This is a genomic window from Streptomyces chryseus (assembly GCF_014650755.1).
Classification (GTDB): Bacteria; Actinomycetota; Actinomycetes; order Streptomycetales; family Streptomycetaceae; genus Streptomyces; species Streptomyces chryseus.
The window spans coordinates 293,335-313,684 of sequence record NZ_BMVO01000001.1; the positions used below are offsets into that span (position 1 = coordinate 293,335).

Below are 20,350 nucleotides of genomic sequence, written 5' to 3' on the forward strand. Positions count from 1 at the left end.
CACCTGGTGATTCATGACGGCCGGCGATTCATGACACTTCGCGGGCCGGTTCGTCACCGTTGCCCCGGCGGATCGTCCGCACCGGACGGCCCGGCCGCCAGGTGCGCACGACGAGTTCCCCGCCCTCGATGGAGGTGGCGACCACCTCGGTCGGCTCGACCCGGAACAGATGGAACGGCTCAGGCGGCGCGACCTCGCCGGAGAACCGGGCGATCACCTCCGGGTCGGTGACCTCCACCGCCCGGCCGCTGACCCGCACGTCGCCGTCCCGCAGGTCGTCGCCCGCTCCGGGGTTCGCCTGTACGGCGAAGCGCGGATCGCGCCGGAGATCCTGCGCCTTGCGTGAGTACGGCATCATGCCGAGCCACAACTCGCCGTGCAGGAAGGTCACTTCGAGCCCGGTCACACGCGGCGATCCGTCTTTGCGGATCGTCGCCAGGACGTGGTGCTTGTACTGCTGGAACCGTCGCTGCACGGCCTGCGCGAACTGCGGCTGCGCCCGTTGGAAGTCTGTCCAGTTGGTGACCATGCCTTCAGTGAACCCCGGATACCCGACACCTCTTGTCGGCATTTCTGCTCCCAACGCTTGTGGGCCAACAGCCGTTGACACCGGAGCGCGGCCTGCTTTACATTGACAACGAGCGTTGACCAACAACCGTTGGCACCAGGAGGTCGCCATGAAGGGCACGACCGGAACCACTTCTCAGCGCCACGTCGTCGTGGTCGGCGCGGGCCCCACCGGGCTGCTGCTCGCCGGTGACCTGGCCGCCGCGGGCATCGCCGTCACGGTGGTGGAGCGGCGCCCGCCGGGCATCAGCAATCTCACCCGGGCGTTCGGGGTGCACGCCCGCACGCTGGAACAGCTCGACGCGCGCGGTCTCGCCGACGAACTCCTCACCACCGGCCGGATCATCACCCGGCTGCGGCTCTTCGGCTCCCTGTCGGTCGACCTCTCCGGCCTCCCTTCGCGTTACCCCTGCATGCTGGTGACTCCGCAGTACGAAGTGGAAAGGCTTCTGCTGCGCCGGGCCGAGCAGAACGGCGCCACGTTCGTGTACGGAACGGAGGTCACCGGACTCGCGCAGGACGAGGCGGGTGTGACGCTCGATGTGCGCCGGGGGGACGGAACGGCCGGGACACTGCGCGCCGTCTACGCGGTCGGCGCCGACGGGGTGCGCAGCGCGGTGCGCGAGGCCCTCGGGGTGCCCTTCCCCGGTCACGCGGTCATCAAGTCGATCGTGCTGGCCGACGTGCTGCTGGCGCGGGAGCCCGACCGTACGGTCGCGCTCGACGGCAGGGGCTCGGCCTTCGGCTTCATCGTCCCCTTCGGTGACGGGTACTGGCGCGTGGGCGGCTGGGACCGCACGCGCGGCGAGATCCCCGACACCGCGCCCGTCGGGCTGGACGAGCTGCGCGAGATCGTCCGACGCGCCTTCGGCAGCGACTTCGGTATGCACGAAGCCCGTTGGATGTCCCGGTTCCACAGCGACGAACGCCAGGTCCCGCACTACCGGGTGGGCCGGGTCCTCCTCGCCGGCGACGCGGCGCACACCCACTCCCCGGCCGGGGGCCAGGGCATGAACACCGGCCTCCAGGACGCGGCCAACCTCGGCTGGAAGCTCGCCGCCGTGGTGAACGGGCAGGCCCCGGACGGCCTGCTGGACTCGTACCACGACGAACGGCACCCCGTCGGCAGGGCCGTGCTGCGCAGCAGCGGCGCGCTGGTCCGCCTCGCCATGGCCCACACCCCGCTGCGGCGCGGACTGCGCGCCGTGCTGACCCTGGCCGCCGGTCACGTGCGGCCCGTGACCCGCGGGGCGGTCGGCCGGATCACCGGCATCGGTTACGCGTACGGCGCTCCGCGCGGCGCCCACCCGCTCACCGGCCGCCGGGTGCCGGACGTCGACCTCACGGAGGGCCGGCTGTACGCGCTGCTGCGCGCCGGGCGCTTCGTACTGATCACGCCGCGCGGCGCGCGGACCGAGCACGACGAGCGGCTCACCGTGGCGCACTGGGCGAGTGACCGCCGTACGACGCTGCTCGTCCGCCCCGACGGGTACGCGGCCTGGGCGTCGGAGATTACGGCTGCCGGCTCCGTGACGGCCAGGATCGCCCCCGGCGGGATGCGGGTCTCCTGGACGTCCGCGCCGCGCACCTCGATACCGCACACCTGACCGCACCGGCCGGTGACCGTGGCCGACCGCACGGCCGACGGCCGGGTCAGCGCGCCCGTGCGCCCGCGCCCTTGCGCGTCTGCTCCAGGCTCGGCACGCGGTCGGCTCATGGCCTCGGGCACACGGCCTCGGCACATCGCCCCGGCGGCCGCGACGCGGTTCAGTCGCCCGGCGTCAGGGTGACGATCGCCGCGTGGCCCCGGGTGGACAGGGCGCCGGGCGTGCCGGTCACGACGGCGTCGTACCGGGTGAGGGTGACGTCGTCGAACGTCGCCGTTCCGTCCAGAGCGACGACCACCACCGTCCCGCCGGGCGGGACCGCCACGTCGAGACCGCCGCGCACCACCGCGACCCGTGCGGCCGTCCGGCCCCTGCGGTGCATGACGTTGAAGTTCACGACCCGGCCGCCGAGCAGCCGGCAGTCGGTGGCGGCGTCCCCCGGGAAGTGCTGAGGAACGTACCGCTCGTCGACGAGCCGCCGCTCCCCACTCACCGTGAGGTCCATCCCCGTGCCCTCAACCACCGTCAGGATCCTGTCCACCTCCGGAAACACCGAGAAGGAGCCGTCCCCCTCGACCTCCGCCAGACTGATCCGCCAGTCGAAGTGGGCCGTTCCCGCGCCTCCGGGGGCGGCCGCGATCTCCCGCGTGACCCCGCCGCCGTTCTTCCACGGCACGGCCTCGCGGTCGGCCGCCCTCAGCACCTGGACCGTCATCGCACGATGCCCCGCGCCCGCGCCGCCGCCAGCCAGGCCGGGAACTCCCGCACCAACTGGTCGTACAGCTCGGTGTCCGAGACCTGGCGCGGGTCCGCTCCGGCGTGGAAGTACCCCGCGTTGTCGACCGGGCGCTTGGCCGGGACGGCCAGCTCGTCAAGTCTGCGCAGGAAGTCGAACTGGGTGCTGCGCGTGTTGCCGAAGCCCACGAACTGCCAGAACAGCGGCAGCTTCGCGGCCTTGCAGACATAGCGCTCGGCCGCGAGCTTGTTGATCGGCCCGCCGTCGGTCTGGAAGACGACCAGCGCCGGCGCGGTGGACCCGCTGTCGAGGTAGTGGTCGATCACCGCGTCCATGGCCAGGTGGTAGCTGGTCTTGCCCATGTGCCCGAGCCCGGCGACGATCTTGTCGATCCGGCCGTGGTGGTTGTCGAGGGCGATGTCCGTGATCGCGTCGACGTCCGTGGAGAAGAAGACGAGGGGCACGCTTCCGTCGTCGTCCAGGTTGGCCGAGAGCCCGAGGACCCGGTCGGCGAGCGCCTGCACGCTGCCGTCCCGGTAGTACGGCTTCATGGAACCCGAGTAGTCGAGGACCAGATAGACGGCGGCACGCTGCCCGTCCAGCCCGTGCTTGCGCAGCGAGACGCCCGCGCTCTTGTAGAGGCTGACGAGTGCGGGAGCGGTCTCCTCGACCTTGTGGAGGCTTATCGCCACGTCGGGTCTCTCCGTTTCGTACGGGGCCGGCAGGAAGCTGACAGGAACAGGGGTCGTGAGGGTTCGGGGCATGAAGGTGTGGGGGGGCGTGTCCGAGATTACGGGGCCGGTGTCGGCGGCCGTCCGGGGCTCTGGTTCTGCCGCCTCTACGGCCGCGTACCGCGCTCGCGCTCGGCGGCTTCCAGCTCCTCGATGTCCGCCAGCATGGCATCGGCGAGATCCCGCTCGGCGGCGTAGTGCCGCTCGGCCCACTTGAGGGTGAGCGCGGGGTACGCCCACGCCGCCTCGTCCTTCGCGCTCTCGATGTCCGTCAGCGCCCGCCCGCGCATCGCCTCCGCGAACTCCCGGTGCTGCCGCAGCACTTCGCGTGTCTGCTCGGGTTCGAGGAGGTGGCCGAGCCAGAGCCGCAGCATCGGCCCGTGCTTGAGCACCGGCGGGTCGACGGGTGCCTCCCGGGCCCAGGTACGGACGGCGTCCGTGCCCGCGTCGGTGATCCGGTACACGCGCTTGTCGCGGGTGCCGGTGTCCTGGACGATCAGGCGCGAGGTCGCGAAGCCGGTCTTCTCCAGCCGCTTCAGCTCGCTGTAGATCTGACTGAACGACGGGCTCCAGTAGAAGAAGCGCAGCGACGCGTCCGCCCACTTCTTGAGGTCGTAGCCGGACAACTCCCGGCCGAAGGACAGCAGTCCGAGCACCGCCCAGCTCGTCGCCGGCAGCGCGGGCCGCTCCCCTTCCTTCCCCTGCCTCTTCAGCGTCACGGACCGCAGTCTACGGGCGGAGGGCAGGGGCGGACGGGGTACGGAGACGGGGACAGCGGCGGGGTGCCGCCGGGAGCCTTCCCCACCCCTCCATGCCTGGACCTACCCGCACCGCTATGCGCGGTGTCCGCTTTACGCGGCGTACGGAGCGACGAAGTTCGGCCTGCCGGCCCGCCCCGTTCCGCCGCGCTGGATCTCGCGCCGTACGGATCCGCGTGAACTCGGTGCATCCGGGCGCCATAGACACCCCGCTGGTGGCGTCGGTCGCGGACCGGGACTGGTCGCACCTGCCGCTCGGGCGGATGGGGCGGGCCGAGGAGGTGGGCGAGGTGGTGCGCTTCCTGGTGTCGGGCGCCTCGTCGTACATCACCGGGGCCGAGCTGACCGTGGACGGCGGCTCGACGACCGGCTGACGGCCCGTCGGCCGCCACGGGCCGTGCGTTATCTTGAGCGGCGCCGACCCCACCGGCTCTCCCCCCATCAGCCCAGAAGTCCAAGGAGCCGGCCGTGGAAGCCGCTGTCACGACGTGTTACCGCCACCCCAAGTACGAGACGTACGTGAGCTGCACGCGCTGCGATCGGTACATCTGCCCCGACTGCATGCGCGAGGCGGCCGTCGGGCACCAGTGCCCCGAGTGCGTGAAGGACGGCCACAGGTCGGTCCGCCAGGCCCGCACGGTCTTCGGCGGTTCGGTGGCCGGCGCGGCCGCGCCCGTGGTGACGTACACGCTGATCGCGTTGAACGTCCTCGCCTACCTGGGCGAACTGGCGCGCCCCGACATCGTCCCGCGGTTCGGCATGCTCGGCTGGGGGGTACTGGGCCCGGAGAGCGGGGTCCACCCGGGGCCGAGCGTCGCCGGGGTCGCGGAGGGCGAGTGGTACCGGCTGTTCACCGGGGCCTTCCTCCACCTGAGCCCGACCGGCGGCACCTTCGGGATCATGCACATCATGATGAACATGTTCTGCCTGTGGAACATCGGCAGGACGGTCGAGGAGCAGCTCGGCCGGGCGCGCTACGCGGGGCTCTATCTGCTGTCCGCGCTCGGCGGTTCGGTGCTGGTGTACCTGATCGCGCCGCACGGCATCGTCGTGGGCGCGTCGGGTGCGATCTTCGGCATCTCGGCCTCGTACTACGTGATCTGCCGCCGCCTGGGCCACGACATGCGGGCCGTCAACCGCTTCCTCGCCGGGCTCCTGATCTGGATGGTCGTGTCGGCCCTGTTCACCTCCTGGCAGGCCCACCTGGGCGGGCTGCTCACCGGCGGACTGGTCAGCCTGGCCCTGGCGTACGCGCCACGGAAGAACCGCACGGCGATCCAGGTGATCGCGGCCGCCGGTGTGCTGGTGCTGCTGATCGTGCTCGTACTGATGAAGACGTCGTCGCTGACGTCCTACCCGGGCTGACCGGCACGCCGGCGCGATCCGGGTCCACCGGACAGCGCGTATCCGCCCCGGAACATGGCGCGGCGCCTGCCCGGTGTCCGGTCGGGGACGGGGCAGGCGCCGCATAGTTCCGCACGCCGTTGTACGGGACGATTCGGGGGACGTACGTCAGACGGTCAGCGCACGGTCCGTCGGCTTCACCGGGGCGGGCAGCTCGCTCGTCCCGGTCAGGAACCGGTCCACGCCACGCGCCGCCGAGCGGCCCTCGGCGATCGCCCAGACGATGAGCGACTGACCGCGGCCGGCGTCACCGGCGACGAAGACGCCGTCCACGTTCGTAGCGTACTGCCCGTCGCGCGCGATGTTGCCACGGGCGTCGAGCTCCAGGCCGAACTGCTGCACCAGACCGTTCTGCTGGTCGGTGCCGGTGAAGCCCATCGCCAGGGTGACCAGCTGGGCGGGGATCTTCCGCTCCGTGCCGGGCTTCTGCTCCAGCTTGCCGTCCTTGAACTCCACCTCGACGAGGTGCAGGAACTGGACGTTGCCGTCCTCGTCGCCCTCGAAGTGGGTCGTCGAGACGGAGTAGACCCGCTCGCCGCCCTCCTCGTGCGCGGAGGTGACCTTGTAGAGCATCGGGAAGGTCGGCCACGGCTGGTTGGCGTTACGGTCCTCGCCCGGCTTGGGCATGATCTCCAGCTGCGTGACGGACGCCGCGCCCTGGCGGTGGGCGGTGCCCACGCAGTCCGCGCCGGTGTCGCCGCCGCCGATGACCACGACGTGCTTGCCCTCGGCGGTGATCGGGGAGACCGTCAGGTCGCCCTCCTGCACCTTGTTGGCGAGCGGCAGGTACTCCATCGCGAAGTGGACGCCGTTCAGCTCGCGGCCCGGGACGGGCAGGTCGCGGGAGACCGTCGCGCCGGCGGCGATGACCACCGCGTCGTACCGGCGCCGCAGCTTCGCGGCGTCGATGTCGCGGCCGATCTCGACCTCGGTGCGGAACTTGGTGCCCTCCGCGCGCATCTGCTCGATGCGGCGGTTGATGTGCACCTTCTCCATCTTGAACTCGGGGATGCCGTAGCGCAGCAGGCCGCCGATGCGGTCGGCGCGCTCGTACACCGCGACCGTGTGGCCGGCCCGGGTCAGCTGCTGGGCGGCGGCGAGTCCCGCCGGGCCCGAGCCGATGACGGCGACGGTCTTGCCCGACAGGCGCTCCGGCGGCTGCGGCGTGACGTCGCCGTTGCCCCACGCCTTGTCGATGATCGAGACCTCGACGTTCTTGATGGTGACGGCCGGCTGGTTGATGCCGAGCACGCACGCCGACTCGCACGGGGCCGGGCACAGCCGCCCGGTGAACTCCGGGAAGTTGTTCGTGGCGTGCAGCCGCTCGGAAGCGGCCGCCCAGTCCTCGCGGTAGGCGTAGTCGTTCCACTCGGGGATGAGGTTTCCGAGCGGACAGCCGTTGTGGCAGAAGGGGATGCCGCAGTCCATGCAGCGTCCGGCCTGCTTGCTGATGATCGGCAGCAGGGAGCCGGGAACGTAGACCTCGTTCCAGTCCTTGACGCGCTCACCGGCGGGACGGGTCTGGGCGACCTCGCGTCCGGTGGTCAGGAAGCCCTTGGGGTCAGCCATGGGTCGCCGCCTCCATCATCTTCTCGGTGGTCTCCTGCTCGGAGAGACCGGCGAGCTCAGCGGCGTCCTTGGCGGCGAGCACTGCCTTGTACGTGGACGGGATGATCTTGCTGAAGCGGGTCACGGCGGTGTCCCACTCGGCCAGCAGCTTCGAGGCGACCGTGGACCCGGTCTCCTCCTCATGGCGGCGCACCACATCGTGCAGCCACTGCTTGTCGGTGTCGTCGAGAGCCTCGACCGCCCCGGCGTTGCCGGAGTTGACGTTGTCCGGGTCGAGGTCGATGACGTACGCGACGCCGCCGGACATGCCGGCCGCGAAGTTGCGCCCGGTCTCGCCCAGCACCACCGCGCGACCGCCGGTCATGTACTCGCAGCCGTGGTCGCCCACGCCCTCCGAGACCACCGTGGCGCCGGAGTTGCGGACGCAGAAGCGCTCGCCCGTCCGGCCGCGCAGGAAGAGCTCGCCGCTCGTGGCGCCGTACGCGATGGTGTTGCCCGCGATCGTCGAGTACTCGGCGAGGTGGTCGGCGCCCCGGTCGGGGCGGACGACGATCCGGCCGCCCGAAAGGCCCTTGCCCACGTAGTCGTTGGCGTCGCCCTCCAGGCGCAGCGTCACACCGCGCGGCACGAAGGCGCCGAAGGACTGACCGGCCGAGCCGGTGAAGGTGATGTCGATGGTGTCGTCGGGCAGACCCGCCCCGCCGAACCTCTTCGTCACCTCGTGACCGAGCATCGTGCCGACGGTCCGGTTGATGTTGCGGATCGCGACCTGCGCGCGGACCGGTCGAGCGGCCTCGGCGCTGTCCACGGCCAGGGCGTCGGCGGCGAGCTTGATCAGCTCGTTGTCGAGCGCCTTCTCCAGCGCGTGGTCCTGCGTCGTGATCTGGTGGCGGACCGCGCCCTCCGGCAGCGCGGGCACGTGGAAGAGCGGCTCCAGGTCGAGACCCTGCGCCTTCCAGTGCTCCACAGCGGCGTCGGTGTTGAGGAGTTCGGCGTGGCCGACGGCCTCTTCGAGCGTACGGAAGCCGAGCTCGGCCAGCAGCTCGCGCACTTCCTCCGCGATGAACTGGAAGAAGTTGACGATGTACTCGGCCTTGCCGGAGAACCGGTCGCGCAGGACCGGGTTCTGCGTGGCGATGCCGACCGGGCAGGTGTCCAGGTGGCAGACGCGCATCATGACGCAGCCGGAGACGACGAGCGGCGCGGTCGCGAAACCGAACTCCTCGGCGCCGAGCAGCGCGGCGATGACGACGTCGCGGCCGGTCTTCAGCTGGCCGTCGGTCTGGACGACGATGCGGTCGCGCAGCCCGTTGAGCAGCAGCGTCTGCTGGGTCTCGGCGAGGCCGAGCTCCCAGGGGCCGCCCGCGTGCTTGAGCGAGGTGAGCGGCGAGGCGCCCGTACCACCGTCGTGGCCGGAGATCAGCACCACGTCGGCGTGCGCCTTGGACACACCCGCGGCGACCGTGCCGACGCCGACCTCCGACACCAGCTTCACGTGGATGCGCGCGGCCGGGTTGGCGTTCTTGAGGTCGTGGATCAGCTGAGCCAGGTCCTCGATGGAGTAGATGTCGTGGTGCGGCGGCGGCGAGATGAGACCCACGCCCGGCGTCGAGTGCCGGGTCTTGGCGACCCACGGGTAGACCTTGTGGCCGGGCAGCTGGCCGCCCTCGCCGGGCTTGGCGCCCTGCGCCATCTTGATCTGGATGTCGTCGGCGTTGACCAGGTACTCGCTCGTCACGCCGAAGCGGCCGGAGGCGACCTGCTTGATGCTGGAGCGCCGTGCCGGGTCGTACAGCCGCTCGGCGTCCTCGCCGCCCTCACCGGTGTTGGACTTGCCGCCCAGCTGGTTCATGGCGATGGCGAGGGTCTCGTGCGCCTCCTGGGAGATGGAGCCGTACGACATGGCGCCGGTGGAGAAGCGCTTGACGATCTCGGAGGCCGGCTCGACCTCGTCGAGCGGGATGGCCTCACGGCCCGACGTGAAGCCGAAGAGCCCCCGCAGCGTCATCAGCCGCTCGGACTGCTCGTTCACGCGGTCCGTGTACTGCTTGAAGATGTCGTACCGGCGGTTGCGCGTCGCGTGCTGGAGGCGGAAGACCGTCTCCGGGTCGAACAGGTGCGGCTCGCCCTCGCGCCGCCACTGGTACTCGCCGCCGATCTCCAGCGCGCGGTGCGACGCGGAGATGCCGGAGGTGGGGTACGCCTTGGCGTGCCGGGCGGCGACCTCCTTGGCGACGACGTCGAGACCGGCGCCGCCGATCTTGGTCGCCGTGCCGTTGAAGTACTTCTCGACGAACGCCTCGTCCAGACCGACGGCCTCGAAGACCTGCGCGCCCCGGTAGGAGGCGACGGTCGAGATGCCCATCTTGGACATGACCTTCAGGACGCCCTTGCCGAGGGCGTAGATCAGGTTGCGGATGGCCTGCTCGGGCTCGGCGCCCTCGATGAAGGTGCCCGCGCGGACCAGGTCCTCGACGGACTCCATGGCCAGGTACGGGTTGACGGCGGCGGCGCCGAAGCCGATGAGCAGCGCGACGTGGTGCACCTCGCGGACGTCACCGGCCTCGACGAGCAGCCCCACCTGGGTGCGCTGCTTCGTACGGATGAGGTGGTGGTGCACGGCTGAGGTGAGCAGCAGCGACGGGATCGGCGCGTGCTCGGCGTCCGAGTGCCGGTCGGAGAGCACGATCAGGCGGGCGCCGGCCTCGATGGCCGCGTCGGCCTCGGCGCAGATCTCCTCGATGCGGGCGGCCAGCGCGTCGCCGCCGCCGCTGACGCGGTAGAGACCGGACAGCGTGGCGGCCGTCAGACCCGGCATGTCGCCGTCGGCGTTGATGTGTATGAGCTTGGCCAGCTCGTCGTTGTCGATCACCGGGAACGGCAGCGTCACGTTGCGGCAGGTCGCGGCCGTCGGCTCCAGGATGTTGCCCTGCGGGCCGAGCGAGGAGCGCAGCGAGGTGACGAGCTCCTCGCGGATGGCGTCCAGCGGCGGGTTGGTGACCTGCGCGAAGAGCTGCGTGAAGTAGTCGAAGAGCAGCCGGGGCCGCTCGGACAGCGCCGCGATGGGCGAGTCCGTGCCCATGGAGCCGAGCGGCTCGCCGCCGGTGCGGGCCATCGGGGCGAGGATGACGCGCAGCTCTTCCTCGGTGTAGCCGAAGGTCTGCTGGCGGCGGGTGACCGAGGCGTGCGTGTGCACGATGTGCTCACGCTCGGGCAGGTCCTCCAGCTCGATCTCGCCGGCTTCCAGCCACTCCTGGTACGGGGCCTCGGCGGCGAGGCCGGCCTTGATCTCGTCGTCCTCGATGATCCGGTGCTCGGCGGTGTCGACGAGGAACATCTTGCCGGGCTGCAAGCGGCCCTTGCGGACCACCTTCGCCGGGTCGATGTCCAGCACGCCCACCTCGGACGACAGCACGACGAGCCCGTCGTCGGTCACCCAGTAGCGGCCGGGGCGCAGACCGTTGCGGTCGAGCACGGCGCCGACCTGGGTGCCGTCGGTGAAGGTGACGCACGCCGGGCCGTCCCAGGGCTCCATCATCGTGGCGTGGTACTGGTAGAACGCGCGGCGGGCCGGGTCCATGGAGTCGTGGTTCTCCCACGCCTCGGGGACCATCATCAGCACCGCGTGCGGCAGCGAGCGCCCGCCGAGGTGCAGCAGCTCCAGCACCTCGTCGAAGGACGCGGAGTCCGAGGCGTCGGGCGTACAGACGGGGAAGATCCGCTCCAGCTTCTCGGCTCCGAAGAGGTCGGAGGCGAGCTGGGACTCGCGGGCCTTCATCCAGTTGCGGTTGCCCTTGACCGTGTTGATCTCGCCGTTGTGCGCGACGAAGCGGTACGGGTGGGCGAGCGGCCAGCTGGGGAAGGTGTTCGTCGAGAACCGCGAGTGGACCAGGGCGACGGTGGTCGCGAAACGCCGGTCGGACAGGTCGGGGAAGAACGGCTCGAGCTGCCCGGTGGTGAGCATGCCCTTGTAGACGATGGTGCGCGCGGAGAGCGACGGGAAGTAGACACCGGCCTCGCGCTCGGCGCGCTTGCGCAGGACGAACGCCTTGCGGTCCAGCTCAAGACCCGTCGACGTACCGTCCGCGACGAAGATCTGGGAGAACGAGGGCATCGTGGCGCGGGCCCCGTTGCCGAGCAGGTCGGGAGTGACGGGAACCTCACGCCAGCCCAGTACGTCGAGCCCTTCCTCGGCGGCGATCGCCTCGATCCGCTCGACGGCCTGTGCGGGGCCGTCGGCGGGGAGGAAGGCGATGCCGACGGCGTACGCCCCGGCCTCGGGGAGGTCGAAGCCGGTGACCTCGCGCAGGAAGGCGTCGGGGACCTGGAGCAGGATGCCGGCGCCGTCGCCGGAGTCGGGCTCGGATCCGGTGGCACCGCGGTGTTCGAGATTGCGCAGTACGGTCAGCGCCTGCTCGACCAGCTCATGGCTGGCCACACCGGTAAGGGTGGCCACAAAGCCGACGCCGCAGGCGTCGTGCTCGTTACGGGGGTCGTACATCCCCTGCTGGGCGGGGCGACCGTCCATGGGCGACCAGGCGTCGGAACGCATCGGCACTCCCGTCGTCGTCGTGGCATATGCAACTACCGAGGGACGACGTTGGCCCTCCGCGAAATTTCGTGCAGGTTACATGATGGCTGGCTTCTCGCGAAGTGGATAGCGCATTCCAACATGCGGACACCGCGCATAGCGGTGCGGGTAGGTCACCGGCGGACAGACCGACATGCGTCCGGTCGTCACGGAGCAGGCTTCGTTGCCTGCGGCGTCGTGGGCTCTTGCCCGGTGGTGTCGAAGACGAAACCACCGGGTAACAGAGTACTTATGTGGAGCCCCGCATAGTGTCTCACCCTAGTGCGGTTCCGAACAGAGCGCCGAGGGCGTACGTCACACCCGCGGCGGCGGCACCCAGCGCCAACTGCCTCAGCCCGCTGAACCACCAGGTCCGAGCCGTCACCCTCGCCACGAGCGCTCCGCACGCGAAGAGCCCGACGAGCGCGAGCAGCACCGCGGGCCACAGCGTCGAGGCCCCCAGCAGGTACGGCAGTACGGGCAGCAGGGCGCCCAGCGCGAACGCCCCGAACGACGATACGGCGGCCACCAGCGGGGAGGGAAGGTCGCCCGGGTCGATGCCCAGCTCCTCGCGGGCGTGGATCTCCAGCGCCTGCTCGGGGTCCCTGGACAGCTGCGTGGCGACCTCGCGCGCCAGGTCCGGGTCGACGCCCCGCGACGCGTAGAGCGCGGCGAGCTCCTCCAGCTCGTCCTTCGGGTGCTTGCGCAACTCACGTCGCTCGACGTCGAGTTCCGCCTCGACGAGCTCGCGCTGCGAGGCGACGGAGGTGTACTCGCCCGCCGCCATGGAGAAGGCGCCGGCCGCCAGCCCCGCGAGACCGGTGATGACGATCGTCTGCTGACCCACGGACCCGCCGGCCACACCGGTCATCAGCGCCAGGTTCGAGACGAGACCGTCCATGGCGCCGAAAACGGCCGGGCGCAGCCAACCGCCATTCACGTCACGGTGCGTGTGGTTGTCGCGGTGCGCCTCGTGCAGCGTCGCCTCGGTCTCGATGATGGCCATTTCGCCCGTTCCCCTCTCGCGCGGAGGCGGGGCCGAATGCGGCCCGCTCACCCCCTCAACACCATCGAAAGTACGCACGATTCGAGCGCCCCGCCAGCAAGGAAGGCCGTACTTACCCGCAGCTCAGACCCCACGCCGACCGGGTGACGCTGACGTTTCGGAGCCTTCGCCGGGCCCTCGCGTGGCACAGATCCAGGAACGAGCCCAGGGAGTTGATTGCATGCAATCCCGCACCGATCACGGCCGCGCGCTACTGGCCCTGCGCGAGCTTCACGCCGTTCGCGCACTCCGCGACAGGGGGCGGGGCGCCCTGCTCGGTCTGGCGGTGGGCGACGCGCTCGGGGCCCCGGCCGAGAACATGAAACCCTCCGAGATCCGCCGCCGTTGGGGCCGTATCGAAGGCTTCGTGTCCCCCGACCCCGCCGGTACGGACGACACGGAGTACGCCATCTTCTCCGGCCTGCTGCTGGCCCGCCACGGCTCGGCCCTCACCGTGGCCCACGTCGAGAACGCGTGGCACCTGTGGATCGCCGACCTGGACGAAGGACCGTTCCGGGGCGCGGGCTTCAGCGAGCGCGGCACGCTGGAGAACCTCCGTCGCGGCCTGGCCGCCCCGATCTCCGCCCAGCACCGCCACGCCTGGAGCGACGGCCTGGCGATGCGGGCAGCGCCGTTCGGCGTGTTCGCGGCGGGCCGCCCGGCGGAGGCGGCGCGGCTGGTGGCGATCGACGGCAGCGTGAGCCACGAGGGCGAGGGCATCTACGGCGGCCAGGCGGTGGCGGCGGGCGTGGCGGCGGCCATGACGGGCGCCGCCACGGGCGCTGTCACCGCCGCCGCCCTGTCCGTCGTCCCGTCCGACTCCTGGACCGCCCGCTCGCTGCGCCGTGCGGTGGCCGCGGCCCCGGACGGCGAACGGGCGGTGCGCTCGGCGGTGGTGATCGGCGGCTACCCGTGGACGGATCTGGCCCCGGAGGCGGTGGGGCTGGCGTTCGGGGCGTTCGCGGCGGCGCTGGGCGACTTCAGGGGCTCGGTCCTCACCGCGGTGAACATGGGCCGCGACGCCGACACCACGGCGGCGGTGGCGGGAGCCCTGGCCGGGGCGATGTGCGGGGCGGGGGCGATCCCGCCGGCCTGGGCGTCGGTGATCGCCCCGGCGCGGGGCAGCTGCCTCCCGTCCATGCGCGGCCACCACGTCCTGGACGTGGCGGACCTCCTGACCCCGGACGACGAACCCCCGGACGGCGAACCCCCGGACGGCGCACCTCCGGACGACGAACCCCCGGACAGCGGGCCCCCGGCGTACCCCTCTCCCGACGCCCTCCGGACCGCCCCATGACCCCCGACGCGGCCCCCGGCCCGGCCGCCCAGAGTCCCGCACCCGCGCCCGGCGACGTCGACACCCTGGCAGCGGTGGCGGTCGCGACGCCCCCGGCCCACCGGGACGAACCCGCCGGTCCACGCCGGATCGAGGGCCTGCTCCTCGGTCTCGCCGCCGGGGACGCCGCCGGGTGGCCCGCCGCGCGCCACCGCGCCGCCCGCATGCCCGACTGGACCCGCCGCCTCACCCGCGAGCTGGACACCTTCGCCGAGCAGAACGCCACCACCACGCTGCCCGTCCCCATCGCCCTCAACCAGCCCCCCGAGCCCCTGCGCCTGGGCCCCTCGGACGACGCGGAGTGGGCGGCCTTCACCGCCGGTACGATCCTCGCCGCCGCCCCCGGCAAGATCCACGCGGCGGTCGACCGCGCCTGGACGGCGCTGGCCGCCGAAGTCGCCGCCGCCGCCGACCGTGCCCCCGAGGTCGAGTCCGCCGTACTGCCGCTGCGCGCCCGGATCTCCGTACGCGCCGGCCTCGGCAACCTCGCCACCGGCCTGCGCCCGCCCGCGACGGGCCACGACAACCCGCACTACTTCGACGACGCCGCCTGCATCCGGGCCGCCGTCCTCGCCACCGTCCACCCCGGCGACCCGGCCGCCGCCGCCGAACTGGCCGAGTTCGACGCCCGCTACACCCAGGACGGTGACGGCGTCCACGGCGCCCGCGCCATGGCCGCGGCGGTCGCGGCGGCCCTCGGCGGCGCCGGAGTCGACGAGGCCGTGGACGCCGCCCTGGCGCAGCTCCCCGCCGGAACCGAGATCGGCCGCAACGCCGCCCACGCCGTCCGCCTGGCCCGGCAGGCCCCTCCGCACCCGCCCGTCGGCGCCTTCGCCCTGGTCCCCACCCTCGAGCACCAGATCGTCGACCACGTCTACAGCTACGGCATCGCCGCCGCCGAGACCGTCCCCGTGGCCCTCGCCCTGGCCACCGCCGCCCGTGGCCGCGTCACCGAGGCCGTACCCGCGGCGGCCTGCCTGTCCCGCGTCGCCGACTCCGCCCCCGCCCTCGCCGGCGCCCTGACCGGAGCGCTCTGCGGCGACGCGCTCCCGGCGGGCTGGCGCGACACCTGCCGCACCCTGGTCGGCTGCGCCCTCCCCCGCCTGGCCGGCACGGACCTGGTCGAGCTGGCCGCACACCTCACCACGCACCTTCTGAAGGGATGACTCCATGCCGACATTCCCCCCACTCACCCTGGAAGACCGGACCACCGGCAGCCTGGTCGGCGCGGCCGTGGGCGACGCGCTGGGCGGCCCGGTCGAGGGCTGGTCGCCCGAGCAGATCGCCGAACGCCACGGCGGCCGCGTCCACGGCATCGTCGGCCCGTTCCACGAGAACTGGCGTACGGCGCGCCCGATCGCCCCGTACCACAAGGGTGACGGCCACATCACGGACGACACCCTCATGACCCACGCCCTGGTGCGCGTGTACGACGCCGTACGCGACCACCTCGACGCCTACTCCGTCGCCGAGCGCCTCGTCCCCGAACTGATGGAATCCCCCACCTGGATCCCGGAGTTGGAAGCGGAGGCCCTGCCCCTCCAGCGAGTCTTCCTGGCCGAGAAGTGGATCGTCGCCCGCCTCCACTACGGTCACGTGGACCCGCGCGAGGCCGGCACCGGCAACATCGTCAACTGCGGCGCCGCGATGTACATGGCGCCGGTCGGCCTGGTGAACGCGGGCAACCCCGCCGCGGCGTACGCGGAGGCGATCGACGTGGCCGGCGCGCACCAGTCGTCCTACGGGCGCGAGGCGGCCGGTGTCTTCGCCGCCGCCGTGGCGGCCGCCTGCGCCCCCGACGCGACACCCGCCACCGTGGTGGACACCTGCCTCTCCGTCGCCAAGGACGGGACGCGGGCGGCGATCGAGGCCGTGGCCGAGACCGCCGTACGCCACCACGACTTCGAGTCGGCGCTCACCCCTCTGCGCGCCGCCGTGGCGCCCTTCGACACGGTGGGCCCGGACTACCGCAAGCCCACCCTCGCCGCCCGCCGCCCCTCCCGCCTGCACTCCATCGAGGAACTGCCCATCGCCCTCGGCATGCTCCTGGTCGCCGGCGGTGACTACCGCCACACCGTCCTGGGCTCCGTCAACTACGGCCGGGACTGCGACTCGATCGCCACCATGGGCGGTGCGATCTCCGGGGCGCTGTACGGCGAATCGGCGATCCCCTCCGACTGGGCGAAGACCGTGGCGGAGGCCAGCCGCACCGACCTGCACGCCCCGCCCCGCACCCTGGCGGCCGTGACCCGTGAGGTCTACGCCCGCGACACGCGCCGCCGCAGAGCCCACGAGGCGACGTTCGCCGCGCTGACGGGCGCACCGTGAGCGTCCGACTGACCTGGGTGCAGCCGGAGGACCTGCTCACCCATGAACTGCGCCAGGCGGCGGAGGACGGCCGCGACGCCGCGGCGATCCGTACCCGCTGGCAGAAGGCGGGCGGCCCACCGGCTCCACCCCCCACGGGCGCGTCCCCCATCCCCGCACCCCCTCACCTGCGCACCCTGGCGGAAGAGCTCCTGGACGACCTGTCACGACTCCTGCCCCCCACAGCGCAGTCAGAGCCGACGAACCTCCGGCAGATCAGATCGGCCTGCCCCCACTGGCCCGCCGCCCCCACCGCGCCGACACGACAGGCGCCCCCCACCACCCCGCACCCCACCGTGCCGGGGCGCTCCCCGCAGGACGTCGAACGCCACCACCCCGAACCGGGCGCAGTGCTGCTCGAACGTTCGGCGCCCGAGGAGACCCCCGGGCGCGGCACCGGCCCCGACACCCCCGGGAAACCGCACAGCACCCTGACGGAATCCACCGCGGCCACCCCCCTCCTCGACCGCCTGCACGCCGCCTGGCTCGGCCGGGCCGCCGGCTGCCTCCTCGGGAAGCCGGTGGAGAAGCTCCCCCTCCCCGCGATCCGGAGACTGGCCGCCGCCACCGGCAACTGGCCCCTGAGCACCTGGTTCACCGCCCGGGGCGTCCCCGGCCACCTCCTCGCCCGCCACCCCTGGAACCGCCGCTCCGCCACCACCTCCCTGGCCGAGAACATCGACGGCATGCCGGAGGACGACGACCTCAACTACCCCCTCCTCGGCCTGCTCCTCCTCCAGCGCCACACCAAGGCGTTCACCACCACCCACCTGGCCGGCCTCTGGCTGGACGAACTCCCGGCGGGCCGCGCCTTCACCGCCGAGCGCGTCGCCTACCGCAACCTCCTCCTCGGCCTGACGCCCCCTCACACCGCCCTCCACCGCAACCCTTTCCGCGAGTGGATCGGCGCCCTGATCCGCGCCGACATCCACGGCTGGACGCACCCCGGGAACCCGGCGGCAGCCGCCGAACAGGCCCACCGGGACGCGACCCTCACCCACACCGCCAACGGGGTGTACGGCGCCATGTTCATCGCCGCGACCATCGCCGAGGCCGCCGCGGGCACCACCGACGTACACCAGTGCCTGCGCACCGGCCTGACCGTCGTCCCCCCGAAGTCCCGCCTGTCCCAGGCGGTCCGCTACGGCATCAACACGGCCACGAAGGCGTCCGGAGCCTCGTTCGACACCGTCGTCGACGACCTCCACGCCGCCTACGGGCACCACCACTGGGTACACGTCCTGCCGAACGCCGCCCTGATCGCGGCCGCCCTCACCCACGCCGACGGCGACTTCACCGGTTCCATCTGCCGCGCCGTGTCCGGCGGCTGGGACACGGACTCCAACGGCGCCACGGCCGGCAGCGTGGCCGGCCTCCTCGCGGGCTCCCCCGAAGCCCTGCCGACGCGGTGGACCGACCCCCTCCGCAACCGCCTGGCCACGTCCGTCGCCGGCCTGGACGGCATCGGCTTCGACACCCTGGCCCACCTCACCCACACGGAGGCACTCCGGCGATGACCACCGCACCCACACCCACCGCCGCGCCCACCCGCCCCCTGACCGACCTGCGGGTCCTCGACCTGGCCACCCTGTTCGCCGGCCCCCTGGCCGCCACCATGCTCGGAGACTTCGGCGCGGACGTGATCAAGGTCGAGCACCCCACCCGGCCCGACCCGTCCCGGGGCCACGGCCCGTCCAAGGACGGCATCGGCCTCTGGTGGAAGCTCCTCGGCCGCAACAAGCGCACCATCACCCTCGACCTCTCCGCCCCCACCGGCCGCGACGCCCTCCTGCGCCTCGCCGCCACCACCGACGTGATCATCGAGAACTTCCGCCCCGGCACCCTGGAGAAGTGGGGCCTCGGCCCGGCGGAGCTGGGCGCGGTCAACCCCCGCCTGGTGCTGGCCCGCGTCACCGGCTTCGGCCAGTCGGGCCCGTACTCCCACCGCCCGGGCTTCGGCACGCTCGCCGAGGCGATGAGCGGCTTCGCGGCGATCACCGGTGAACCCGAAGGCCCGCCCACGCTCCCGCCGTTCGGCCTGGCCGATTCGATCGCCGCGCTCGCCACCGCCTACGCGGTGATGACCGCCCTCGCGGCCCGCACCACGACCGGGCGCGGCCAGGTCGTCGACATGGCCATCATCGAGCCCATCCTGACCGTCCTCGGCCCCCAGCCGCTCTGGTACGACCAGCTCGGCTACGTCCAGCCCCGCACCGGCAACCGCAGCCGCAACAACGCCCCCCGCAACACCTACCGCACCGCCGACGGCGCCTGGGTGGCCGTCTCCACGTCGGCCCAGTCCGTGGCCGAGCGCGTGATGCGCCTGGTCGGCCGCCCCGACCTCATCGACGAGCCGTGGTTCGCCGCCGGCAGCGGCCGCGCCGAGCACGCCGACGAACTCGACGAGGCGGTCGGCCACTGGATCGGCCGTCGCACCCGCGACGAGGCGCTCGCCGCGTTCGAGAAGGCCGAGGCGGCGATCGCCCCCGTCTACGACGTGCGGGACGTCATGACCGACCCGCAGTACCGCGCCCTCGACACCATCACCGAGGTCCCGGACCCCGAGCTGGGCCCCCTGCGCATGCAGAACGTCCTGTTCCGCCTCTCCGAGACCCCGGGAGCGATCCGCTGGGCAGGGCGCCCGCACAACGCCGATACGGAGGACGTGCTCACCGAGGCGGGCCTGTCCCCGTCCGAGATCGCCGCGCTCCGGGCGACCGGCGGCACCCGATGACCACTGCCCTCACCTCCCTGACCTGGCTCTACGTGCCGGGCGACCGCCCCGAGACGGTCGCCAAGGCGCTGCGGTCCGGCGCCGACGTCGTGATCGTCGACCTGGAGGACGCGGTCGCGCCCGACCGCAAGGAGTACGCCCGCTCGGCGACCGCGGAGCTGCTCGCCGAGCCCCCGCCGACCCCGGTGCACGTACGGGTGAACGCCCTCGCCGGCCCCTTCGCCGACGACGACCTGCGCGCCCTGGCCGGCCTGCCCGGCCTGGCCGCCCTGCGCCTGCCGAAGGTCACCGGCCCGGCCGAGGTGCGGCAGGTCGCGCACCGGATGCCGGACGTGCCGCTGTACGCCCTGCTCGAATCGGCCCTCGCCGTCGAGCACGCGTACGCGATCGCCGGGGCTCACCCGGCGCTGCGCGGCGTCGCCCTGGGCGAGGCGGACCTGCGCGCCGATCTGGGCGTACGGGACGACACCGGCCTCGCCTGGCCGCGCAGCCGGGTGGTGGTCGCCGCACGGGCGGCGGGCCTGGATCCGCCGGTCCAGTCGGTGCATCCCGACGTCCGGGACCTGGAGGGCCTCGCGCGGTCGTGCGCGCGGGGCCGGGCCCTGGGCTTCCTGGGCCGTACGGCGCTGCACCCGCGCCAGCTGCCGGTGATCGAGCGCGCCTTCCTGCCGACCCCGCGGGAGGTGGAGGAGGCGGAGGAGGTCGTCAAGGCGGCCGCCGCGCGGGGAGGCGCACTGGCCCTCCCGGACGGCCGCTTCGTGGACGCCGCGGTGGTGGCGGCGGCCCAGCGCACCCTGGCTCTGGCGTCCCGGTCCCCCGCCTGAGCCGGGTACGCCCCGGCTCAGCGGCCCCGGAACGACGTACGGGCTGGAGCGCCCCCGTCGAGGAGCACTCCAGCCCGTAGTCGTGCAGAGCCCTCGGGAGGG

General features: G+C 72.5%; 16 protein-coding genes. 9 read left to right on the top strand and 7 right to left on the bottom strand.

What is annotated here, in order from left to right; genetic code table 11:
• Positions 1–28: 28 nt before the first annotated feature.
• Positions 29–529, bottom strand: a complete 501-nt coding sequence (locus IE185_RS01415) for a pyridoxamine 5'-phosphate oxidase family protein (RefSeq protein ID WP_138896621.1) — start codon at positions 527–529, stop codon at positions 29–31.
• Positions 530–677: 148 nt separating this feature from the next.
• On the opposite strand from IE185_RS01415, the gene IE185_RS01420 reads away from it, so the two are divergent.
• Entirely contained in the window at positions 678–2,174 is a 1,497-nt protein-coding gene (locus IE185_RS01420) for an FAD-dependent monooxygenase (RefSeq protein ID WP_138896620.1), read from the top strand.
• Between the two features lie 160 nt (positions 2,175–2,334).
• Here IE185_RS01420 and IE185_RS01425 read toward each other — a convergent pair whose 3' ends face one another.
• The 3 genes from IE185_RS01425 to IE185_RS01435 all read right to left on the bottom strand — a co-directional run bounded on the left by IE185_RS01425 (position 2,335) and on the right by IE185_RS01435 (position 4,360).
• Positions 2,335–2,889 (bottom strand): HutD/Ves family protein, encoded by a 555-nt coding sequence (locus IE185_RS01425; protein ID WP_138896619.1) that lies wholly within the window; start codon positions 2,887–2,889, stop codon positions 2,335–2,337.
• A complete protein-coding gene (locus tag IE185_RS01430) occupies positions 2,886–3,602 on the bottom strand; it encodes a VWA domain-containing protein (protein WP_229843305.1) in 717 nt (238 codons plus the stop codon). The genes IE185_RS01425 and IE185_RS01430 overlap by 4 nt, the downstream gene beginning before the upstream one ends.
• Before the next feature lie 146 nt (positions 3,603–3,748).
• Positions 3,749–4,360, bottom strand: coding sequence for a PadR family transcriptional regulator (locus tag IE185_RS01435; protein WP_229843306.1), 612 nt, complete (start codon positions 4,358–4,360; stop codon positions 3,749–3,751).
• Positions 4,361–4,575: 215 nt separating this feature from the next.
• On the opposite strand from IE185_RS01435, the gene IE185_RS01440 reads away from it, so the two are divergent.
• A complete protein-coding gene (locus IE185_RS01440; protein ID WP_229843307.1) occupies positions 4,576–4,773 on the top strand; it encodes an SDR family oxidoreductase in 198 nt (65 codons plus the stop codon).
• A 94-nt stretch (positions 4,774–4,867) separates the two neighbouring features.
• Positions 4,868–5,764, top strand: a complete 897-nt coding sequence (locus IE185_RS01445; RefSeq protein WP_138896529.1) for a rhomboid family intramembrane serine protease — start codon at positions 4,868–4,870, stop codon at positions 5,762–5,764.
• Between the two features lie 147 nt (positions 5,765–5,911).
• On the opposite strand, the gene IE185_RS01450 is transcribed toward IE185_RS01445, so the two are convergent.
• The 3 genes from IE185_RS01450 to IE185_RS01460 all read right to left on the bottom strand — a co-directional run bounded on the left by IE185_RS01450 (position 5,912) and on the right by IE185_RS01460 (position 12,948).
• Positions 5,912–7,372, bottom strand: coding sequence for a glutamate synthase subunit beta (locus tag IE185_RS01450; RefSeq protein ID WP_138896530.1), 1,461 nt, complete (start codon positions 7,370–7,372; stop codon positions 5,912–5,914).
• The gene (gene gltB, locus IE185_RS01455; protein WP_138896531.1) at positions 7,365–11,924 is read right to left on the bottom strand and encodes a glutamate synthase large subunit; all 4,560 of its coding nucleotides are present in this window, start codon (positions 11,922–11,924) and stop codon (positions 7,365–7,367) included. The genes IE185_RS01450 and gltB overlap by 8 nt, the downstream gene beginning before the upstream one ends.
• Before the next feature lie 292 nt (positions 11,925–12,216).
• Positions 12,217–12,948 (bottom strand): VIT1/CCC1 transporter family protein, encoded by a 732-nt coding sequence (locus IE185_RS01460; RefSeq protein WP_138896532.1) that lies wholly within the window; start codon positions 12,946–12,948, stop codon positions 12,217–12,219.
• A gap of 220 nt (positions 12,949–13,168) precedes the next feature.
• Here IE185_RS01460 and IE185_RS01465 point away from each other — a divergent pair, with 220 nt between their 5' ends.
• Genes IE185_RS01465 through IE185_RS01490 form a run of 6 tightly spaced genes read left to right on the top strand, consistent with a single transcriptional unit; the run spans position 13,169 to position 20,248 of the window.
• The gene (locus IE185_RS01465) at positions 13,169–14,284 is read left to right on the top strand and encodes an ADP-ribosylglycohydrolase family protein (RefSeq protein WP_189714451.1); all 1,116 of its coding nucleotides are present in this window, start codon (positions 13,169–13,171) and stop codon (positions 14,282–14,284) included.
• The gene (locus tag IE185_RS01470; RefSeq protein WP_189714452.1) at positions 14,281–15,489 is read left to right on the top strand and encodes an ADP-ribosylglycohydrolase family protein; all 1,209 of its coding nucleotides are present in this window, start codon (positions 14,281–14,283) and stop codon (positions 15,487–15,489) included. Before IE185_RS01465 ends, IE185_RS01470 begins: the two co-directional genes overlap by 4 nt.
• Positions 15,490–15,493: 4 nt before the next feature.
• Positions 15,494–16,651 carry an ADP-ribosylglycohydrolase family protein gene (locus IE185_RS01475; protein WP_189714453.1) on the top strand — a complete coding sequence of 386 codons (1,158 nt, stop codon included), beginning with the start codon at positions 15,494–15,496 and terminating at the stop codon, positions 16,649–16,651.
• Positions 16,648–18,207: an ADP-ribosylglycohydrolase family protein gene (locus tag IE185_RS01480; protein ID WP_189714455.1), complete on the top strand. Its 1,560-nt coding sequence runs from the start codon at positions 16,648–16,650 to the stop codon at positions 18,205–18,207. Before IE185_RS01475 ends, IE185_RS01480 begins: the two co-directional genes overlap by 4 nt.
• Complete coding sequence (locus tag IE185_RS01485; RefSeq protein ID WP_189714457.1) at positions 18,204–19,424, top strand: CaiB/BaiF CoA transferase family protein; 1,221 nt, start codon at positions 18,204–18,206, stop codon at positions 19,422–19,424. The genes IE185_RS01480 and IE185_RS01485 overlap by 4 nt, the downstream gene beginning before the upstream one ends.
• On the top strand, positions 19,421–20,248 hold the full coding sequence (locus IE185_RS01490; RefSeq protein WP_138897303.1) for an HpcH/HpaI aldolase/citrate lyase family protein: 828 nt from the start codon (positions 19,421–19,423) through the stop codon (positions 20,246–20,248). Before IE185_RS01485 ends, IE185_RS01490 begins: the two co-directional genes overlap by 4 nt.
• Positions 20,249–20,350 lie beyond the last annotated feature (102 nt).